18 protein-coding genes and 1 tRNA gene are annotated in these 19205 nt (G+C 60.4%); 6 read left to right on the top strand and 13 right to left on the bottom strand.

What is annotated here, in order from left to right; all coding sequences use genetic code 11:
- Window positions 1-71 precede the first annotated feature (71 nt).
- A complete protein-coding gene (locus JL39_RS29260) occupies window positions 72-728 on the bottom strand; it encodes an EF-hand domain-containing protein (RefSeq protein ID WP_037159106.1) in 657 nt (218 codons plus the stop codon).
- Between the two features lie 110 nt (window positions 729-838).
- On the bottom strand, window positions 839-1552 hold the full coding sequence (locus JL39_RS29255) for a pyrimidine 5'-nucleotidase (RefSeq protein ID WP_037159103.1): 714 nt from the start codon (window positions 1550-1552) through the stop codon (window positions 839-841).
- A gap of 106 nt (window positions 1553-1658) precedes the next feature.
- Between JL39_RS29255 and JL39_RS29250 the strand changes: the two genes are divergently transcribed.
- Window positions 1659-2561: a DMT family transporter gene (locus tag JL39_RS29250; protein WP_037159101.1), complete on the top strand. Its 903-nt coding sequence runs from the start codon at window positions 1659-1661 to the stop codon at window positions 2559-2561.
- Window positions 2562-2634: 73 nt separating this feature from the next.
- Entirely contained in the window at window positions 2635-3408 is a 774-nt protein-coding gene (locus JL39_RS29245) for an isocitrate lyase/phosphoenolpyruvate mutase family protein (RefSeq protein WP_037159098.1), read from the top strand.
- 19 nt (window positions 3409-3427) lie between these two features.
- Here the strand turns inward: JL39_RS29245 and argB are convergent, their stop codons facing one another.
- The 5 genes from argB to rpmH form a co-directional block, all read right to left on the bottom strand.
- The gene (argB, locus tag JL39_RS29240; RefSeq protein WP_037159095.1) at window positions 3428-4315 is read right to left on the bottom strand and encodes an acetylglutamate kinase; all 888 of its coding nucleotides are present in this window, start codon (window positions 4313-4315) and stop codon (window positions 3428-3430) included.
- 81 nt (window positions 4316-4396) lie between these two features.
- A complete protein-coding gene (gene yihA / locus JL39_RS29235) occupies window positions 4397-5056 on the bottom strand; it encodes a ribosome biogenesis GTP-binding protein YihA/YsxC (RefSeq protein ID WP_037159092.1) in 660 nt (219 codons plus the stop codon).
- Window positions 5057-5183: 127 nt separating this feature from the next.
- Window positions 5184-6992: a membrane protein insertase YidC gene (gene yidC / locus JL39_RS29230; protein ID WP_037159090.1), complete on the bottom strand. Its 1809-nt coding sequence runs from the start codon at window positions 6990-6992 to the stop codon at window positions 5184-5186.
- The gene (rnpA, locus tag JL39_RS29225) at window positions 6992-7381 is read right to left on the bottom strand and encodes a ribonuclease P protein component (RefSeq protein ID WP_037160030.1); all 390 of its coding nucleotides are present in this window, start codon (window positions 7379-7381) and stop codon (window positions 6992-6994) included. The genes yidC and rnpA overlap by 1 nt, the downstream gene beginning before the upstream one ends.
- A 30-nt stretch (window positions 7382-7411) precedes the next feature.
- Entirely contained in the window at window positions 7412-7546 is a 135-nt protein-coding gene (gene rpmH, locus JL39_RS31385) for a 50S ribosomal protein L34 (protein ID WP_081953029.1), read from the bottom strand.
- Window positions 7547-8062: 516 nt separating this feature from the next.
- On the opposite strand from rpmH, the gene JL39_RS29220 reads away from it, so the two are divergent.
- From JL39_RS29220 to JL39_RS29205, 4 genes are all read left to right on the top strand, one after another.
- A complete protein-coding gene (locus JL39_RS29220; RefSeq protein ID WP_037159087.1) occupies window positions 8063-10087 on the top strand; it encodes a methyl-accepting chemotaxis protein in 2025 nt (674 codons plus the stop codon).
- A 240-nt stretch (window positions 10088-10327) separates the two neighbouring features.
- On the top strand, window positions 10328-11758 hold the full coding sequence (locus JL39_RS29215; protein ID WP_227705061.1) for a HAMP domain-containing sensor histidine kinase: 1431 nt from the start codon (window positions 10328-10330) through the stop codon (window positions 11756-11758).
- A gap of 138 nt (window positions 11759-11896) precedes the next feature.
- A tRNA-Arg gene (locus JL39_RS29210) sits at window positions 11897-11973 on the top strand.
- 471 nt (window positions 11974-12444) lie between these two features.
- Window positions 12445-13305, top strand: coding sequence for a transglutaminase-like domain-containing protein (locus JL39_RS29205; protein ID WP_037159081.1), 861 nt, complete (start codon window positions 12445-12447; stop codon window positions 13303-13305).
- A 312-nt stretch (window positions 13306-13617) separates the two neighbouring features.
- Here the strand turns inward: JL39_RS29205 and chrA are convergent, their stop codons facing one another.
- The 6 genes from chrA to JL39_RS29175 all read right to left on the bottom strand — a co-directional run bounded on the left by chrA (window position 13618) and on the right by JL39_RS29175 (window position 18968).
- Window positions 13618-14841: a chromate efflux transporter gene (chrA, locus tag JL39_RS29200; RefSeq protein WP_037159078.1), complete on the bottom strand. Its 1224-nt coding sequence runs from the start codon at window positions 14839-14841 to the stop codon at window positions 13618-13620.
- Window positions 14838-15140 carry a PadR family transcriptional regulator gene (locus tag JL39_RS29195; RefSeq protein WP_037160027.1) on the bottom strand — a complete coding sequence of 101 codons (303 nt, stop codon included), beginning with the start codon at window positions 15138-15140 and terminating at the stop codon, window positions 14838-14840. The genes chrA and JL39_RS29195 overlap by 4 nt, the downstream gene beginning before the upstream one ends.
- Window positions 15141-15429: 289 nt before the next feature.
- Window positions 15430-16251, bottom strand: coding sequence for an ABC transporter ATP-binding protein (locus JL39_RS29190; protein ID WP_052183173.1), 822 nt, complete (start codon window positions 16249-16251; stop codon window positions 15430-15432).
- Window positions 16248-17315, bottom strand: a complete 1068-nt coding sequence (locus tag JL39_RS29185; protein WP_037159076.1) for an iron ABC transporter permease — start codon at window positions 17313-17315, stop codon at window positions 16248-16250. The genes JL39_RS29190 and JL39_RS29185 overlap by 4 nt, the downstream gene beginning before the upstream one ends.
- Window positions 17312-18445: an ABC transporter substrate-binding protein gene (locus JL39_RS29180; protein WP_200884023.1), complete on the bottom strand. Its 1134-nt coding sequence runs from the start codon at window positions 18443-18445 to the stop codon at window positions 17312-17314. Before JL39_RS29180 ends, JL39_RS29185 begins: the two co-directional genes overlap by 4 nt.
- A gap of 112 nt (window positions 18446-18557) precedes the next feature.
- On the bottom strand, window positions 18558-18968 hold the full coding sequence (locus JL39_RS29175; RefSeq protein WP_037159074.1) for a hypothetical protein: 411 nt from the start codon (window positions 18966-18968) through the stop codon (window positions 18558-18560).
- Window positions 18969-19205: the final 237 nt, after the last annotated feature.

Genomic DNA, 19205 nt, shown 5'->3' with positions numbered 1-19205 from the left:
CCCGCCTCTCTGGCGGAAGAGGCGGGTCCTTTGAGACGACAGCCGGTACTAGTTCTAAAGGGGGCGGAGAACTAGAGGGGGCGGTCCGGCAGGTCGTCGATGGAGATCATTCCGTCCTTGTTCGTGTCCATGCGGACAAGCAGCTTGTCGGTTGCCGTAGTGGCTTCAGCTTTGGTGACCTTCCCGTCATTGTCTTCATCGACCATGCGGAAGAAACCGCCGCGCATCATGCCGCCATGGCGCGGCCCGTCCCAGCGGGCTTCACGGCGATCCCGGTCGTGATGGCCCCAGCCGTGGTGGTTCCATGCCTGGCGGTCCCCGTCACGGCGATCGTCGCGCCTCTCGGCCATGCGATCCCGCCGGTCCTGCGGCTGGTCGTCACCATTATCGGCCTGTTCCGGCGGCGGATTGTTCTTGCGGAACTCCTCCATCCTCGCCTGGCGGTAGTCGAGCATCTCGCCACGTGTCAGCGAGCCGTCCTTGTTGGCGTCGATCTGGGTGAACAGCTTGTCCTGAAAGGCGGTCACTTCATCCTTGGAGATCTTGCCGTCCTTGTCGGTGTCGGCGTTCTTGAGCAGGCGGACGAACATCACGTCCTGCATCATTGCGCGGCCGGGACCGCCGGGACGGCCAGGTCCATCGCGCCCTGGTGCCGCGAGAGCCGGGATAGCGGCTCCTGCGACCAAGACGGCACTAAGGGTCGCCAAAACGATTTTCTTCGCGGTCATCGAGGGGTCCTTTCCGGTTACTTCAATAGCTTGAAGGTAGGTCCCGGCCCCGGTTAAAGCTACTTAAACATCCGTAAGGTGGATGAACTTTTGGTAAGGCGAATAAGACTCTAGCTCGTACGCAGACCGCCGAGAAAGCCGGCAAGGTCGTCAGTCACATAATCGATGTGATCGTCCTCGTCGCTCAGCTTCTCCCAACGTTCCATCAGAACCGTATCGAGATTGCGCGGCACGAGAAGGACTGTGCGCATGCCGAGGGTCTTCGGCACCTGCAGGTTGCGCGGCAGGTCCTCGAACATCGCCGCGTTCCTCGTGTCGACGCGATGCAGGCTCGCGAACTTGTCATAGGTAGCGCCTGCCGGCTTCGGCACGTAATCGGCAGCGACGATGTCGAAGATGTCATCGAAATGGTCGAGGATGCCGAGCGCCCGCGCGGCGGCCTCCGCATGCGGCACGCTGCCATTGGTGAAGATGAACTTGCGGCCGGGAAGCGCCTTGATCGCCTCGCCGAGCTCCGGATTGGGCAGGAGCGCCGAATAGTCGATGGCATGCGCCCGTTCAAGGAAGCTGTCCGGATCGATGCCGTAGTGCAGCATCAGGCCCTGCAGCGTGGTGCCGTGCTCGTGGTAGTAGCGCTTCTGCAGCGCCCTGGCCTCTTCCGGTTCCAACTGCAGCAGTTCCTGCACATAGGTCGTCATGTTCCTGTCGATCTGCGCGAACAGATTGACGTGATGCGGATAAAGCGTGTTGTCGAGATCGAACACCCAGTCGCGGATGCGGTCGAAATCGATGGGATCGGGAGAGGTTTTGGGTTTCTTGTCCATGCCGGTTTTATGCACCGCCGGGCCGATAAAGAAAATCGAAAAAGACGACCGGTTTCAGCCGAATCCGGCCTTGGCGGTAGATGAGCGGGCATGATACCGCCACGATATGGAACTCTGGATCCCCATCACCATTGCCGCCGCCTTCCTGCAGAACCTGCGTTCCGCCTTGCAGAAGCATCTGCAGGGTTCGCTGGGCACGCGCGGGGCAAGTTTCGTGCGCTTCGGCTACGGGTTTCCGGTGGCGATCCTCTATGTGCTGGCGCTGCATTATCTTGCCGACTATCCGTTTCCTGCGCCGAACTGGACCTTTGCGGCATGGGCCGTTATCGGCGGGCTGGCGCAGATCTTCGCGACGATCATGCTGGTGCATCTCTTTTCGCTTCGGAATTTCGCCGTCGGCACGGCCTATTCCAAGACGGAGCCGGTGCAGGCAGCGATCTTCGGTTTTATCCTGCTCGGGGAGAAGCTGACACCCGGCGCCGTCATGGCGATCATCGTCGGCGTCCTGGGCGTGATGATGATTTCCATGGCACGCATGCTGCTTTCCTGGCGCAATACACTGGTCGCGCTGACCGGCCGCACGGCGCTGATCGGCATCGCCTCGGGCGCCGTCTTCGGCATTTCGGCCGTGGCCTATCGTAGCGCGTCGCTCTCCCTCGGCGGGCCGGGGCCGGTGATGGAGGCGGCGGTAACGCTCGCCTGCGTCACGACCTTCCAGACGGCCTTCATGCTGGTCTGGATGGTGTGGAAGGACAAGCGCGAGATCGTCCAGGTGCTTCTCTCCTGGCGCTCGTCTTCGCTGGTGGGGCTGGCCGGTGTCGTAGGGTCGGCCGGCTGGTTCACGGCGATGACGCTGCAGCAGGTTGCCTATGTGCGCGCGCTCGGCCAGATCGAACTCGTCTTCACCTTCATGGCTTCCTATTTCCTCTTCCACGAGCGGGTGAACCGTATGGAGGTGATCGGCTGTTTGCTGATCGTCTGCGGCATCCTCGGGTTGCTTTTCTCGTAATCGGCGCCCGATTTCAGGCGGCAATAGTGATCGAATCCGGTTAGGGTAGTGTCCTTAACGGGAGGATCATTTGATGTCTCAGAAGGACAAGGCGGCCGCTTTCGGCGCACTTCACAAAAAGGGCAATCCGGTCATCATCTACAATATCTGGGACGCCGGCACGGCCAAGGCTGTGGCAGATGCCGGCGCCAGGGCGCTCGGCACCGGAAGCTGGTCGGTCGCGGCGGCCCAAGGGTATGCCGACGGCGAGAACCTGCCGATGGAAGCATTGCTTGCGACCGTGAAATCGATCACTGCGGCGGTCGATGTGCCTTTGTCGGTGGATTTCGAAGGCGGTTACGCGGAAGAACCGGCCGAGCTTGCGCGGAATGTCGGCAAGGTCATCGATGCCGGCGCGATCGGCATCAATTTCGAGGATCAGGTCGTTGGCGGCAGCGGCGTCTACGCCATCGAGGTGCAGGCGGAACGCGTCCGCGCCATAAGGGCATTTGCGGACGCGCTTGATATACCTTTCTTCATCAATGCCCGCACCGATCTTTTCCTGCAGGAGGGCGACCGGACGAAGCATGCAGGCCTTCTCGATCAGGCAATCGAACGCGCCAAAGCTTATGCCGGGGCCGGCGCCAGCGGCTTTTTCGCACCAGGACTGGCGGATGAAGAGCTGATCCGCACGCTCTGCGAAGCGTCGCCAGTGCCTGTCAACATCATGATGATGCCGGGCGTTCCGGAACCGAGACGGCTTGGCGAACTCGGTGTCGGCCGGGTGAGTTACGGTCCGGGGCCTTATCGCGCGATGATGGCGAAGCTGAAGGAGGACGCCGCGGCGGTCTTTTCCGCCGCGGGCTGAGCCTTGAAGCGCCTCGGGATCAGGGCACGATCAGCGTGCCTGCGCCACGCTCCGTGAAGATTTCGAGCAGCACGGAATGGGCGGTCTTGCCATTCAGGATGACGACGCCCTGTACGCCTGCCTTGATCGCTTCGATGCAGGTCTCGACCTTCGGGATCATGCCGCCGGAGATCGTGCCGTCCTTGATCAGCGCCTGTGCCTGCGCGACGGTCAGTTCCTTGATGAGGTTCTTGTCCTTGTCCAGCACGCCCGGAACATCGGTGAGGAAGAGCAGGCGCGTCGCGTTCAGTGCGCCGGCGATGGCGCCTGCAAACGTGTCGGCGTTGATGTTGTAGGTGGCGCCGTCACGGCCGGGAGCGACGGGCGCGATGACCGGGATCATCTCCGACTTGGCGAGCAGGTCGAGCAGCGTGCGGTCCACTTCAACCACTTCGCCGACGAAGCCGAGGTCGAGAACGCGTTCGATATTGCTGTCCGGGTCGATGACGGTTTTCTTGGCCTTCTCGGCGAAGACCATGTTGCCGTCCTTGCCGCAGAGCCCGATCGCCCATTCGCCGGTCTGGTTGATCAGCGCGACGATCTCCTTGTTGATCGAGCCGGCGAGCACCATTTCGACGATCTCGACGGTCTTGGCGTCGGTGACGCGCAGGCCGCCTTCGAACTTGGATTCGATGCCCATCTTGGTCAGCATCGCGCCGATCTGCGGGCCGCCGCCATGGACGACGATCGGGTTGACGCCCGACTGCTTGAGAAGCGCGATATCCGCCGCGAACGCCTTGCCGAGTTCCGGGTCGCCCATGGCGTGGCCGCCATATTTCACGACGATGGTCTTGTTCTCGTAACGCTGCATATAGGGCAGCGCCTGGGCCAGAAGCTTGGCCTGAAGTTCGCTATCGGAAGCGGTCATCGGATTCCCCATGAAGTGAGTGGGGCCTTTTAGCGCATGTTTTTGACAGAGGAAATAATCATGGCCGAAGTTTCGAGGCCATCAGGCCGGCATGCTGACCGTTTCGGTGATGGCTTGGCGCAGTTCATCGAGGCCGCGGCCCTTTTCCGATGACGTCGAAAGAACGAGCGGGTAGGCTGCCGGTCGCTTGCGGATCTTTTCCGTCGTTTCCGCGATCAGTTTCGCGACAGCCGGTTCCTTGATCTTGTCGGTCTTCGTCAGCACGACCTGGTAGGAGACGGCGGCCTTGTCGAGCAGGGAAAGCACTTCCTCGTCGTTCTTCTTGATGCCGTGGCGGCTGTCGATCAGCACATAGACGCGCTTCAGCGTGGCGCGCCCGCGCAGGTAATCGAAGACGAGCTTGGTCCAGGCGTCGACCTGTTCCTTCGGCGCCTGCGCATAGCCGTAGCCCGGCATGTCGACCAGCGCCATCGGCGGCAGGTCCGTGCCTTCGCCGGAATAGCCGTCCGGAACGAAATAGTTGAGTTCCTGGGTGCGGCCCGGCGTGTTGGGGGTGCGGGCAAGCCCTTTATGGCCTACGAGCGCGTTGATGAGCGACGACTTGCCGACATTGGAGCGTCCGGCGAAAGCCACTTCCAGCGGGCCCTCCGGGGGAAGGAATTTCATCGACGGCACACCGCGGATGAAGATCCAGGGGCGGCCGAAAAGCGGCTTGTCGTCCATGTTCCTGTCTGCGGGCATCGGTTCTGTCGGTCCTGTCTTGATCGAAGCGACACGGCTTCCGGGTTTTGCCGGCCAATGTCAAGCTATGGAGGATATTTGCCTATTGCCGAAAAAGAAAACCCCGGCGAACCGGGGTTTTCTGATGTTACTTCGAAGCCGCCGGTTTTCGTCGGAAGAGACCCTTCAGGTTGTCGAAGAGCTCGACCTTGGCACCGTGGCGCTTCATAATGATCGCCTGCTGCGTGACTGACAGCGTGTTGTTCCAGGCCCAGTAGATGACGAGGCCGGCCGGGAAGGATGCCAGCATGAAGGTGAAGACGACCGGCATCCAGGTGAAGATCATCGCCTGGGTCGGGTCCGGTGGCGTCGGGTTCATGCGCATCTGCAGGAACATGGTGACCCCCATGACGAGCGGCCAGACGCCGATCAACAGGAAGTGTGGCACGTCGTAGGGCAACAGGCCGAACAGGTTGAAGAGCGAGGTCGGGTCGGGCGCGGAAAGGTCCTGGATCCAGCCGAAGAAGGGCGCGTGACGCATCTCGATCGTTACGTAGATGACCTTGTAGAGCGCGAAGAAGACCGGGATCTGCAGGAGCACCGGCCAGCAGCCGGCAATCGGATTGATCTTCTCCTCCTTGTAGAGGGCCATCATCGCCTGCTGCAGGCCCATGCGGTCGTCGCCGAACTTGGCCTTGAGCTCCTCCATCTTCGGCTGCATGCGTTTCATGTTGGCCATGGAGGCGTATTGCTTGCTGGCGAGCGGGAAGAACAGCGCCTTGACGACGATGGTGGTGAGCAGGATCGCGACGCCGAAATTGCCCACGTGACGGAAGAAAAAGTCCATCAGCTGGAACATCGGCTTGGTGATGAAGTAGAACCAGCCCCAGTCGATCAGGCGATTGAACTGCGGAACGGCGTATTCCGTTTCGTAGCGCGAGATCAGCGGCACTTCCTTGGCGCCGGCAAACACGAGGTTCTTGAGCTCGGTCGACTGGCCGGGTTGCACCGTCAGGTCGTCGCCTTTGTAATCCGCCTGGTAGCTCGCCTGTCCGCCGGTGAAATGCGAGAAGCGCGTAACGTAGGGCAGCGTCTGAGGGGGAGCGATGGTCGCGGCCCAATACTTGTCGGTGATGCCGAACCAGCCGGTGGTCGCTTTCTCGTTGGTATACTGTTCTTCTTCGATATTGGAATAAGTGTGCTCGCTGAGCGAGCCGCTTTCGCCCATCACGCCGATGAAGCCCTCGTGAATGACCCAGACGGAAGGCGTTGCCGGCTTGTTGTTGCGGATGACGCGTCCATAGGGCGTCAATGTCACCGGCGCACTGGTCTTGTTGTCAACCCTATCCACGACCGTCAGCATGTAGTGGTCGTCGACCGAGATCGTGCGGGTGAAGGTGATGCCCTTGTCGTTGGTGAAGGAGAGCGTCAGAGGCGTCTGCTGGGTCAGCTTGTCGCCGCTTGCGAGCGTCCACTGGGTGCTCGTACCGGGCACTGTTCCTATCGATTCATTGGGGACGTAGCCGACTTCGGCGAAGTAGCCATCCTTCGTATCGGAGGGCGAGAACAGCGTGATGATCGGGCTCTTGTCGTCCACGGTCTCGTGGTATTCGCGCAGCTTCAGATCATCGAAACGGGCGCCGGTCAGGTTGATGGAACCGGTGAGGGCTGGCGTCTCGATCTGGACGCGCTGCGATTTGGCAAGCGCCTGTTCGCGAGTGACGGTCGTCTGCCCTGGGGCGGCTCCTGGCAAGGTACCCGTGGGCGCACTCGATCCGCTTTGGGCGCCGGGGCTTTCCGGGGAGGTGGTCTGGGCGGTTTCGCCCTGCAGCGCACGGCGGGCCTCTTCGGCGCGCTGCTGAGCTTCCATCCTCGGATTCATGTAGAGGAACTGCCAGGCAAGGACGATCAGCACCGAGAGCGCGATCGCGATGAAGTAATTGCGGTTCTTTTCCATCATGCTTTCCTGGAACGGGTCTCCTCGGACCGCTTCGGTTTCGGCCTGCCTTCAATACGCTCGATGAGCTGAGCCGTCATATCAGCGAAGGGAACCGCCAGCACCTCCCTCCGCGCGACAATCACATAGTCGTGTCCGTTCTTCATTGCAAATCCGGCAGATTGCCTCACCGCCTCCTTGAGGCGTCGGCGCATGCGGTTGCGTTCGACGGCGTTGCCTTGTTTCTTGGTGACGGTGAAGCCGACGCGCGGCTGCTCGTCCGGCACATGGCGATCGAGCACTTCCAGAAGGAAGGTTCGGCCACGACGACTTTCGCCCTCCCGGACAGCAAGAAACTGCGGCCGACTTTTCAGTCGCCCGACAGTTTTCTTGATCTTGGTCTCCGTCATCATCGCCCGGTTGCCTCGGGCAGCTCGGCCTTAGGCCGAGAGACGCTTGCGGCCACGGGCGCGGCGTGCGGAAAGAACCTTACGGCCGCCTTTGGTGGCCATGCGGGCACGGAATCCGTGACGACGCTTGCGAACAAGCTTGGACGGTTGGTAGGTACGCTTCATTTATTTTAATACCGCGGTGTGCGGCCCTTCTTGGATTTTGCCCCCGTGAAAGAGAGCAAGAGCGCTTCGGAAAAAACGTTCCGCATAGCCGGCTGCATGCGTGCAAGCCCGCCGGAGCTGAACGTGCGCGGCTTATAAGAGGACTTTGCCGGAAAAGTCAATCACGGCGGGCTTTTTGATCGCAGCCTGGGGAGAGGCATCCCTTTTTGCTGCGGATTCAAAGGATAAAATTGCAAGGCATCCTGTTAACCATTCCGAATTTCTCCGGTTATTCAAGCTTTTCCGAATTGAAATGCAATAATTTCAGGAGCGGAGAAGACCAAGGCGAGGAATGGCAAGCTGTTTTGCAATCAGGAGTGATTTTGGAAAATTATACCCGTCGCGATTGTTTTCGTTTCAAGAGGAGTTTCAAGTATTTCTTAATTGATGAGAGCTAATTTTAGCATATCGGGATAGGGGAGGAACTGCTGAACAGTTGCATTTCCCTGGAATCCACCCGGGTCTGGAAGGAAAGCAATGAAAATTCGCGGGAAAATCAATCTCCTCGTCGGGTTCATGAGCCTCGTGGCCTGCTTTATCGGCGGCATGTCGCTATTTGCCATGACGGAATATCGTACCATGATGGACGAATATGAGCTGGCGGCTGATCGCGCGCAAAAGGGCGAGCATTTGAACCGTCTCGTAACGGCTGTCGTCATGGATTCCCGCGGCGTCTACATGTCGAAGGATACCAAGGAAGCCAAGAAATTCGGTGACGGCATCCTCGGTTATCTCAAGGAGATGGAACAACTCCTTACGGATTGGGACAAGATCGTTCCCGCGGACGAGCGGGCCGTATTCGACAAGCTGCTTGCCCGGTCGAAAGAATTCACCGCCTTCAGGACCGAGACTGCGCGCCTTGGGCGCGAAGTCAGTCCCGCGGCGGCAAACGAGCAGGGCAACAACGAGGCCAATCGCAACAACCGCAAGGCCTATCAGGTGGAGATCGACGAAGTCGTCAAGACAGACCAGGCGCTGCTCGACGAGGTGGATCAGAAACTCAATGATTTCACCCGCACGCTCTTCATCCTAGTATCTGCCATTACCGTTGCCGGCGTCGCGGCCGGTGCGGGTTTCGGACTCTATCTTGGCCGGCGTCAGCTCAGCCATCCGATCATGAACTTGACGAAAGCGATGAAGCAGATTGCTGCCGGCGATTTCAATGCGCAGGTTTCCGGAGCGGGCCGCGCTGACGAAATCGGCGATATGGCGGCAGCAATCGAGATCTTCCGCAAGAACGGTATCGAGGTCGCGCGTATGAATGCCTCGGAGGCGACCATGCGGGCCAAGAGCGACGATCTGCAGGCTCGCATGTCGACTGTGGTGGCCGCCGCCGCCGAAGGCGACTTCACCCACCGCATCGACAAGCAATGGGGCGAGGAAAGCCTCGATCATTTTGCCCGCACTGTCGACCATTTGCTGGCGAGCGTCGATACAGGCATTTCAGAGACGTGCCGGGTTGTGAAGAGCCTCGCCGCCGGCGATTTCACAGACAGCATGAACGGCAACTTCAAGGGTGCGTTCGCAGAGCTGCAGCGCGACGTCAACGGCACGATGGAAACGTTGCGCGTCACCATGAGCAATGTCCGCGTCGCGACCGGCTCGATGAACGGCAGCGCTTCAGAGCTGAGCAATGCGACCAACGACCTCTCCAAACGCACGGAGCGGCAGGCGGCTGCGTTGGAACAGACGTCCGCAGCGCTCGATCAGATTACCGCGGTGGTGCGCACGTCCACGCAACGCGCGCAGGAAGCTACCGTCATGGTGGGCGAGGCAAAGCAGAGTGCGGCGCAGTCCGGCGAAGTTGTCCGCAGCGCCGTCGAGGCGATGGGCCGCATAGAGCAGGCGTCCCGCGAGATCGCCCAGATCACCAACGTCATCGACGAAATCGCGTTCCAGACCAATCTTCTGGCGCTGAATGCCGGCGTTGAGGCAGCACGTGCCGGCGAGGCCGGCAAGGGCTTTGCGGTCGTGGCCCAGGAAGTTCGTGAACTCGCACAACGCTCGGCAAGTGCCGCGAAGGACATCAAGGCGCTGATCAGCAAGTCCGGCGGCGAGGTGGCGGTGGGCGTGGATCTGGTGCAGAAGACCGGTGACGCCCTCTCCGAAATCGAAACGCGTGTGCTGCAGATCAACGATCATATCCATTCGATCGCGGTCGCTTCCGGTGAGCAGGCAACCGGCCTTGCGGAGGTCAATACCGCCGTCAACCAGATGGATCAGGTAACACAGCAGAACGCCGCCATGGTGGAAGAGACTTCGGCGGCGACCCAGAAGCTCTCTTCGGAAGCCGATAGCCTCTTTGCTCTCCTGTCCCAGTTCAACATCGGCGACGGTGCCGAAAGGACCGGTGCAAGTGCCGGAGCGCCGCGGCCGGTTGCAGTTGCCTCGACCCACAGTCCGCGCGTTTCCCCTGTCAAGGCAATGGCGGGTGCGCTGAAACGCGCTTTCGGCGGCAGTGCCGCAGCGGCCCCGGCGGCGGGAGATTGGGAGGAATTCTGATCCACGCTGCGTAAATCAACCAGATCAGGAAGCGGAAACGGAAACGTCTCCGCTTTCTTTTTGCGCTGCGGTGAAGGGGCTGGTAAATTGGCATCGAAGGCTTAAAATAGAGAATTACCGAAATCGGCTGATATTGGTGCCGGTCGGGATCGAAATTCGGAAATGGAGACCCGCATGGACGGCGAGGTTCACACCTCGGGACGCTCGGGGTCCTCGCCGGAGGGCGCGGGCCTGGAGCCGATGCCGCGCCTTTTCCGCGGCCTGTCCGGCCGGCTTCTCTGGCTTACCGTCATCTTCGTCATGCTCGCCGAAGTGCTGATCTTCGTGCCCTCCGTCGCCAATATGCGGATGAACTGGCTGCGCGATAAACTGGATACGGCTGCGGCCGCCGGCATCGTCATCGACGGCCTGCAGTCGGCCGAGCTTCCCCGCGCCGTTCAGGACGATACGCTGCTTGCTACCGGCACCAAGGTGATCGCGCTTCGCAAGGACGGCACCTCGCGGCTGCTTGCTGCAACCGATGTGCCGCCGCAGGTGGATGAGGTCTTTGATCTCTCCGATACGCCGATGCTTGCGTCCATGCGCGATGCGCTCGACACGCTCCTGTTCGGCGGCGGCCGCGTAATGCGTTTCTATGGTCCGATCGGCGAGAGCGACATGGTCATCGAGCTGGTGATGACGGATGGCGCGCTGCGCAAGGACATGCTGAAATATTCAAAGATGATGTTTCTGATTTCCTTGCTGATCTCGCTCTTCACAGCGGTTCTGATCTTCCTCGCCATCAACCGCATGATGATCCTGCCGATCCGGCGGCTCACCCATAGCATGCAGCGCTTTTCCGAGCAGCCGGAGGATCCTGCCCGTGTCTTCGCCCCCGACCGCTCGCGCGGCGAACTTGCGGTGGCAGGCCGGCATCTGACCGCGATGCAGGTGCAACTGCAACGCACACTGAAGCAGCAGAAGAATCTTGCCGATCTCGGCCTTGCCGTTTCGAAGATCAACCATGACATGCGCAACATCCTTGCGTCTGCGCAACTGATGTCCGACCGGCTGACGGACGTCGAGGATCCGATGGTGCGGAGTTTCGCCCCGAAGCTTTTGCGCACGATCGATCGTGCCGTGGGCTATACGAGTGAGGTGCTTGCCTACGGTCAGGCTTCCGAAGCCGCGCCGCGCCGCCGGCGCATCCGGCTCGCCGATCTTTGCCAGGAAGTACGCGATATCCTGGCTATCGATCCGGATGCGGGTATCGAATTCCAGGAGCAGGTGGCGGCCGACCTGGAGGTGGATTGCGACAGTGAGCAGCTTTTCCGGGTCATCCACAATCTCTGCCGCAATGCCGTGCAGGCGCTTACGACCTTTGACCCTCAGGATGCGTCCATGGTCCGCCGGATCTCCGTTTCGGCGCATCGGGTGGGCAGCGTGGTCAGCATTATGATCGACGATACCGGCCCCGGCATGCCGCGCAAGGCGCGCGAGAATCTGTTCGCGGCCTTCCGCGGCTCCGCCCGTTCAGGAGGCACCGGCCTCGGCCTGGTAATCGCCCGCGAACTGGTTCTGGCGCATGGCGGCACGATCGCGCTTGTGGAAAAACCCGGTCCTGGCACGCAGTTCAGGATCGAAATTCCCGACCGCCCGGTCTCGCTGGAAGACTACCGGGCTCGGGCCTGACGCAAATAAATGTTGCTTCTCAACGGTTTGAGCGAGAAGTGACAGTAAAATGACGTGGCCCGCGGTAAAATCGCTTGCAATCCTTCGCAGCACCCATTAGAGGATCGCCACGCAAGCGGTGACGCACTGCTTGCTTACGCACCCGTAGCTCAGCTGGATAGAGCACCAGACTACGAATCTGGGGGTCAGGAGTTCGAATCTCTTCGGGTGCGCCAACTACCGCCGATTGCCCTCCACAGCACGCGATAACTGCCGAACTTACGCCTTGCATCAGGTGGAGCATAGCCTGTGCGCAGAAAAGCGTAGAAACGGCGGCGTGGCGGTGAAAAAGTTTGAATTGCGTCCGGTAGATTGGCGATTTACGCGCAAAAGTTGCGCCGAGATTTTTGAACTGCAACTAAGCGCCCCGTTTCGGACATTCTAGCGTCCGTAAGCCACCGTTCGCCCCAACAGGGCCGAATTCTTTGCAACGGCGGAGAGCGGCGGCGTTCTTTGTAGCGCGAACGAACGACTCCATTTCGAATGGCCTATTCCGTAGTTGCAAACCTCCCTATTTTGCGACATCGCAAAATCCAGGCGGAAGACCGGTTCAAAAACCCGGGACTTTTGTGACAAGCGCCCGATTGACAATTTTTGAAAATTTGCCCTCCTTGTCGTGTCTCAATCTCAACTGGAAAGAGACAGCAATGCGCAAATCCTTCTATGCTTCCCAAAGCATCTACTCGGAACCTGGGCCGTATCGCGAAACATTGATGCGCGGTGGCGTCGAGCCTAAGTCAATTGCCCGGTGGATTAGCTCATTCATGCAGCATCCTCGCGGGGCTGAGTCCGAAGAACGTGGCTTCACACCTGAACAGGCCGCCGATCTGGAGCTTCGTTCGGTGACAGAGATTCTGTCTGTCGCCGTAAAACGCAATTTGCTGGAAGGCGATTCCGCACAGCACAAGGTCGGCGGCGTATGCCGGGATTTCGCTATACTGGCGGTTAGTCGATTTCGTGAGCGCGGCATCCCGGCTCGCCTCCGTGTCGGGTTTGCCGATTATCTGGTGCCTGGCCATTGGGAAGATCATTGGCTTTGCGAATGGCATGACGGCGGGCGTTGGAAACGGCTTGATGTGGAGTTTGCGGCTATCGGGGGAGTTTCTTTCGATACCTTGGACGTGCCGCGCGAGCGGTTCCTAACAGCAAGCGAGGCATGGTTCAGGATCAAAGACGAGCCTGCGATTGCCTCACGATTTGGCGTGTCAAGCCTCAACCTTGGGGGAGAGTGGTTCGTCGCGGGAAGCCTGCTTCGAGAAATCGCAGCCCTGCGTAAGCTGGAACTGAAACCGTGGGATTACTGGGGTCTATCAAAGAACCTTTCCCCCGGTTCAACCGAGTTGTCGCAGCAGGCGCGGACAACGTTCGACCAACTCGCTTCACGGCTCAAGAACGCCGATGTTGACGGGAACGGCGAGCTGGAAGCTGTAGCGGACTGGCCTCTACCAAAGCGGGTTGTCAGCTTCCCACAAGGCGAGCCTGTAGCTGTCGTGTTGCGTAATTCCTGACACTGGCGACGAAATCGGCGGGACTGAGAAATCGCTGCAATCTCCGTCGCAAGAATCTCTCGCAAAAGTCAGCGTTATGCGACTGACTTTTGCGACAGGTTTCCAAGAGGTATTTTCGGAAGCTGAAATTCGGTTTTGTTCACTGAATGTGGGTATGACTGCTTTTACAGTTTCGCCTCCGAAACCCGACAGGCTCCTCCCGGCCAAGGGATCGTGGCCTACTGCTGCGGGCCGTACTGCGTTCTATCGTTCGAGGCCGTCGCGGCGCAGTGCGCGAAGGGCTTCCGAACGCTTTCCGGCAGCGGGTTGATGTCAGCCCATACCGATCAGCACGCCACCCGCCGCAGCGACGAGCACGACGATCCAGGGTGCGGCCTTCCACGCCATCAGCAGCACGAAGCAGGTCAGCGCCAGCGCAAATTGGCGCGGACCGACAATCGCACTGGTGAAAACGGGATCGTAAAGTGCCGCGCCGAGAATGCCTACAACGGCGGCATTGGCGCCGCGCATGAGGGCTTGCGCGCTTTCGCGTTTGCGGAAGCTGTCCCAGAACGGAATAACGCCAAGCACGATCAGAAAGCCCGGCAGGAAGATGGCAATCAGCGCAATGCCCGCTCCGGCGAAACCGTTGGGGGCCTGCTCCAAAACAGTTCCCAGATAGGCAGCAAAGGTAAAGAGCGGCCCAGGCACGGCCTGCGCCGCTCCGTAGCCGGCAAGAAACTGGTCGTGGCTGACCCAGCCGCGTTGAACGACCTCCGTTTCGAGAAGCGGCAATACGACATGTCCGCCGCCGAAGACCAGCGAGCCCGCGCGGTAGAACGAGTCGAAGACGGAGAAACCTTGCGAAGACGTGGCGGAGGTGACGATGGGCAGTCCGACGAGCAAAGCGATGAAGAGCGAGAGCGAAATCGCCCCGAACAATCGCGAAACGGGGAATTCGATGTGCCGGGTGATCTCCGCCTGATGGTTGCGGCAGAAGACAAGGCCCCCCACGGCACCGGCAGCGATCGCCGCCACCTGCCCGAGCGCACCCGCCACGAGAACGATGATCAGCACCGCACCGAGGGCGATGGTGGCCCGCTCGCGGTCCGGGCAGAGGTTCCTCGCCATGCCCCAGACGGCCTGGGCGACAATGGCGACAGCGACGATCTTGAGGCCGGTGATGATGCCACCGCCGATCGGTCCGCCGAATGCCGCTGCGCCGTAGGCGAAGAGGACGAGCAGAATGGCCGACGGCAAGGTAAAGGCCGTCCAGGCGGCAAGCGCGCCGAGCGGCCCGCCGCGCAAAAGCCCCAGGGCGAAACCGACCTGGCTCGATGCCGGACCGGGCAGGAACTGGCTGAGCGCCACGAGGTCGGCATAGCCCTTGTCATCGATCCACTTGCGCCGCAGAACCAGTTCGTCGCGAAAGTATCCGAGATGCGCGATTGGCCCGCCAAAGGAGGTGAGGCCGAGCTTGAGGAAAGCTGCGAAAACCTCGCCGGCCGAGCCTCGGGTGCTCTGGTTTTCATCTTGGCTCGTCGTCGTATCCGTCATCTTTTCATCGCCTCCCCCGTAAATTCACGGATGCGCTGCTTGGCCACAGCAAGGCCATCGCGCCCTTTGTCGGTAATGGAATAGAGCTTGCGCACGGTGCGTCCGGCGCGCTCTTCGCGTGCGGTGAGGTAGCCATCGTGTGTCATCTTGTGCAGCAGCGGATAGAGCGTGCCGGCAGACAGGCGGTAGCCGTGGCTCGCCAGTTCATCGATCATCCACTGGCCGTAAATCTCATGCTCGGCTGCATGATGGAGCACATGCAGGCGCACAAGGCCGGAGAGGAGATCGTGGTGCTCCATTTTCAGCGAATGCCGTTTCTCGGGCAAGGCGTTTTTCGACTGGCTCTCTGTCATGCCATCTGCCTTCCTGATTCGCGGAGCGATCGGTACATGATATCGGTTCACGATAGCGAAGGTCGATTGTGAAAGGAAGACAGGACATGGAATTTGTCCTGATCGGCATTGTGGCGTCGCTCACCGCTGGTGTCACGCTTTTCTAGGGCTTCGGCCCGGGGAAGATGACCCATAACATGATGACACATGAGATGGCCCACTGGCCGGGCCATCCCCAAGGTTGCCGCTTTAAATCTTAAGTTGAGCGCAACCCGTTCGTCTCTTGTCGATATGGGAACTTATCGAGACTCTTCGTCCTCGGGGTCTCGGACGGGCTGAGCGGGGCGATGACCGGCGTTCCGCCGGATGTGAACAGGATTTCCGCATCGACTCCGTAGACCGAGCGGATGAGGGGTTCATCCAGCACATGCGACGGGTGGCCAAGGCAGGCGCTCCGGCCCTCATGAAGAATCAGAAGATTGCTGCTGTAGCGTGCGGCCAAAGAGAGATCGTGCAATACCACCGCGACGACAGCTCCATTTTCCTCCGCGTAGGTCTTCAAAATATCCAGAACAAGCAGTTGTCGGCGCAGATCGAGTGCGCTGGTCGGTTCATCCAGAAGAAGAATTTCCGGCCGTCGAATGAGCCGCTGCGCGAGGAGGACGAGCTGCTGCTGTCCGCCTGACAGGGTGTCTACCCTTCGTGCCGCAAACTCTGTTATGCCGACCGCAGCCATTGCCGCATCCGCGGCGTCTATGTCTGCGGGACGAAGCGACCAACCCAGCTTGTCGAGCCGTCCCAGCAGCACGACTTCGAGAACCGAAAGCTGGGCGCGAAGGCCAAGGGCCTGCGGCATGAAGGAAAGTTCGGTCGCATTCGGTCGGCGGCCATTGAACGTAGTCTTGCCATCATGCGGAAGCAGGTTGGCGGCCGCAGCCATCAAGGTGGACTTGCCGGCACCGTTAGGCCCGCAGATAGCGGTAATGCCCGCTGCCGGAAACTCGGCAGAGACACCCTTGATGATCTCGGCACCGCCTCGCGATACGCGGACATTTTCGAGAACCAGAGCATGGCTCATCGCAAGCCTCCTGCATTGCGCCGCATGATCAATGCGAAGAGCACTGGAACGCTGACCACGGCCGTGACGATGCCGACGGGGATTACTGCGCCCTGCGCGAGGATTTTGGAGACGATCGACGCGCCGGCCAGCAGCATTGCCCCCATCAGCCCAGAGGCCGGCAGCAGCACGCGCTGATCTTCACCGACCATGGCGCGTGCGGCATGCGGGGCGACGAGGCCGATAAAGCCGATCGTTCCCACGAAGGCTACGGAGGCCGCCGTCAGCATGGCGATCACAAGGAATGTCCGGCGGCGTAGCGCATGGATATCGGTGCCCAGGCTGGTCGCATGGGCATCGCCAAGCCTCATTGCCGTCAACCGCCAGGCGTCGCGCGCCAGAAACGGAATACTGCCGAGAAGAATGACGACGATGACGGCGACGCTTGTCCAAGTGGATTTGAGCAGGCTGCCGAACAGCCAGAATACGATCTGCTGCAGCACTTCCGGCTCGGCGAGATATTGCAGCAGCGACTGGCATGCCTGGAACATGAACATCACGGCAATGCCGGCCAGCACGAGTATTTCGGCATTGGCTCCGCGCAGCCGCGCGATGAAGTAAACAAGCGCACATGCAACGAGCGTCATGGCGAAGGCGGATAGCGGCGCGATGATCCAGGAGACGATCGGCACTGCCGCGCCGAACATGATGGCGAGCGCGGCCCCAAATCCCGCAGCCGCCGAAAATCCGAGAGTGAAGGGGCTGGCAAGCGGGTTGTCGAGGATCGTCTGCATCTGAAGGCCTGCGATACCAAGGCCCATCCCAACCAGCGCTCCCATGATGGTCATGGGAAGTCGGATCGACCAGACGATGGCCGCCGCTGTGCGGTCGTCACCGGCGGGGCCGGCAAACAGCGCGGCGAATGCCTCTTTGGCAGAGAGGGGAGACGGTCCCGTCACCAGATCGACCGCTATCAGACAGGCCAGGGTGACGACGCAGCCGGTGAGGAGGCAGAGCCGCCTCTGCAGGCTCTTTCGGTAAAGAGCGTGCAGGTTCTGCCCTTGTAGTGCAGGAACGATGGTCATTTGTCTTGCCCGAGCTTCAGCATGAAGGTCCCGTCGGGCTTCACCGGCAGATAAGCCCGGTAATAGGCAGAGAGTTCTGCCGCAGGATCGACGTCCCGAAAAGCTTCCGGATAAAGCGCTTTGGCCATGTAGCGCAGAAATGCATAGTCATAGAGTGTGCGGGTGCCGCCGTGATAGATGGCATAGACCTCGCCATTCTTCACTGCCGGAAGGTCCAGCCATCCGGCGCGTCCGATATATGGCTCGGCGCGCGTGCGGGTGACGTCCGGCGGGATGTTGAAGCCCATCAAAACCGCGTTCGAAAGGCTGGTCCATTCAGAACCCGTGATGAAGATTGCATCCGGCTTCGACGAAAGAACGTATTCCGGGTTCAGCGGACCCCAGCTTGCAATCTGTCCGGCAGCGATGTTGCGCCCGCCGGCGGCATCCACGACACCCGCCCACATGCCTTGGCCATAGGAATTGCCGAACTCGGCCGCGCCCTTCTGGCCCAATTCAACATAGACCTTCGGCTTCGCGTTTTTGGATGCTCGTTCTACCCGGGCAAGGGTGTCGGCAACTTTTGCCTTGTACTGTTCGGCCAGTTCTTCGGCGCGCTCCTCGGCCCCCATCACCTTCCCGATGATAAGCGTGCTGGCGACATGTTTCTCGACCGTCTGGGCATTGTAGTCGACCACGACAAGCGGGATGCCCACCTGCTCGATCGTCTGAGCGGCTGCACCGAGGTACTTGTACTGTCCAGCCGACAGGATCACGACGTCCGGCCGCGAGGCGATGATCTTTTCTGCCGACATGGTTCCGGCGTCCGCGTCTCCGACATCGATCAGCTCAGCGATTTTCGGCGTAGTCTTCAGATAGGCTTCGTATTGCAGAGGGCGATAGCCTTTCCAGTAGTTGAGTGAGATTGCCTTGAGCCGGCCGATCGCGGTCGGACCGGTGATGGCGATATAGTCCTCGAAATAGAAGCCGAGCATCACATGCTGCGCGGGCTTTTCGAGCATGACGCGCCGTCCGAGCACGTCTGTGATTTGGATGTCTGCATGCGCTGCCGGGATGGCTCCGAGGCAAAGAATGCCGGACAGGGCAGCGGGCTTGGCCATGCGCATGGCACGGCGAACGAGATTGAACATTGGTTTCTTCCAGAAGACGGTGATGAAGTCCGGCACGCCCGGGCAAAGGCCCTTGTGATGGAGCGCAGGACGCGAACCACGCCGACAGCTTTGAGCAAAAAGCTCGGAGCTGCTAGGCGATGCTCATCATGGAAGGAGGGGCCCGCGGGCCGGTATTGGGCGGAAAGAGGCGGGGAGGGGACGTCTCGTCGCGCTGGGGCTGTCGTGCCGCCGGAATGAAGCGCGTGATGGTCCCGACCATGTCGGTCGGATTCGGCAAAAGCACCGATGCCGAGAGGCGGCAGGCTTCGCAGCCCGTGGGTTTGAATGATTCGTGTTTGCCGCTGCCACCGCCCTCATCATCGGTGACAGTCACGCAAAGGGTGGGCAAGTTGCCATCCGGCAAGGTGTATTGGGCAACCTCTGCGGCGGCCCATGTGGAATCCAGGCTTGGGGCCTTGTGCCCGAAACCGACCATAACAAGTGCAAGCACGCAGACAATGCGCACCAGCAATCGCTCGATGAAGGTCAGGCGAGATTCCATCGTATACCCATGCCGCGAACCGCTTCCATTTCTAGGAGCGTCTCATCGTCCGCTCCCTGCGATAGATCAAACAATGTGTCGAGAGGCAAGATGCCAAGCCTGTTCTGATGGGATCGCGGCCTTCTGCCGCATCGGGGTGGCGCTGAAGACGTAGGACGATCGAAGCCCCGGTATTCGAACAGCATCGAGCCCCACGTGATTTTGCACATCGGCGAACACCAGGCTGGGGAAGTGCGT

It is taken from the genome of Rhizobium sp. YS-1r (assembly GCF_000757525.1).
Classification (GTDB): domain Bacteria; phylum Pseudomonadota; class Alphaproteobacteria; order Rhizobiales; family Rhizobiaceae; genus Neorhizobium; species Neorhizobium petrolearium.
Note: the sequence above shows the minus strand (reverse complement) of the source record. Positions and strands in the feature narration are given on the sequence as shown.

Coding starts and splice junctions, on each gene's coding strand:
- JL39_RS29260 (WP_037159106.1), bottom strand. CDS start 728: ATGACCGCGAAGAAAATCGTTTTGGCGACCCTTAGTGCCGTCTTGGTC.
- JL39_RS29255 (WP_037159103.1), bottom strand. CDS start 1,552: ATGGACAAGAAACCCAAAACCTCTCCCGATCCCATCGATTTCGACCGC.
- JL39_RS29250 (WP_037159101.1), top strand. CDS start 1,659: ATGGAACTCTGGATCCCCATCACCATTGCCGCCGCCTTCCTGCAGAAC.
- JL39_RS29245 (WP_037159098.1), top strand. CDS start 2,635: ATGTCTCAGAAGGACAAGGCGGCCGCTTTCGGCGCACTTCACAAAAAG.
- argB (WP_037159095.1), bottom strand. CDS start 4,315: ATGACCGCTTCCGATAGCGAACTTCAGGCCAAGCTTCTGGCCCAGGCG.
- yihA (WP_037159092.1), bottom strand. CDS start 5,056: ATGCCCGCAGACAGGAACATGGACGACAAGCCGCTTTTCGGCCGCCCC.
- yidC (WP_037159090.1), bottom strand. CDS start 6,992: ATGGAAAAGAACCGCAATTACTTCATCGCGATCGCGCTCTCGGTGCTG.
- rnpA (WP_037160030.1), bottom strand. CDS start 7,381: ATGACGGAGACCAAGATCAAGAAAACTGTCGGGCGACTGAAAAGTCGG.
- rpmH (WP_081953029.1), bottom strand. CDS start 7,546: ATGAAGCGTACCTACCAACCGTCCAAGCTTGTTCGCAAGCGTCGTCAC.
- JL39_RS29220 (WP_037159087.1), top strand. CDS start 8,063: ATGAAAATTCGCGGGAAAATCAATCTCCTCGTCGGGTTCATGAGCCTC.
- JL39_RS29215 (WP_227705061.1), top strand. CDS start 10,328: ATGCCGCGCCTTTTCCGCGGCCTGTCCGGCCGGCTTCTCTGGCTTACC.
- JL39_RS29205 (WP_037159081.1), top strand. CDS start 12,445: ATGCGCAAATCCTTCTATGCTTCCCAAAGCATCTACTCGGAACCTGGG.
- chrA (WP_037159078.1), bottom strand. CDS start 14,841: ATGACGGATACGACGACGAGCCAAGATGAAAACCAGAGCACCCGAGGC.
- JL39_RS29195 (WP_037160027.1), bottom strand. CDS start 15,140: ATGGAGCACCACGATCTCCTCTCCGGCCTTGTGCGCCTGCATGTGCTC.
- JL39_RS29190 (WP_052183173.1), bottom strand. CDS start 16,251: ATGAGCCATGCTCTGGTTCTCGAAAATGTCCGCGTATCGCGAGGCGGT.
- JL39_RS29185 (WP_037159076.1), bottom strand. CDS start 17,315: ATGACCATCGTTCCTGCACTACAAGGGCAGAACCTGCACGCTCTTTAC.
- JL39_RS29180 (WP_200884023.1), bottom strand. CDS start 18,445: ATGTTCAATCTCGTTCGCCGTGCCATGCGCATGGCCAAGCCCGCTGCC.
- JL39_RS29175 (WP_037159074.1), bottom strand. CDS start 18,968: ATGGAATCTCGCCTGACCTTCATCGAGCGATTGCTGGTGCGCATTGTC.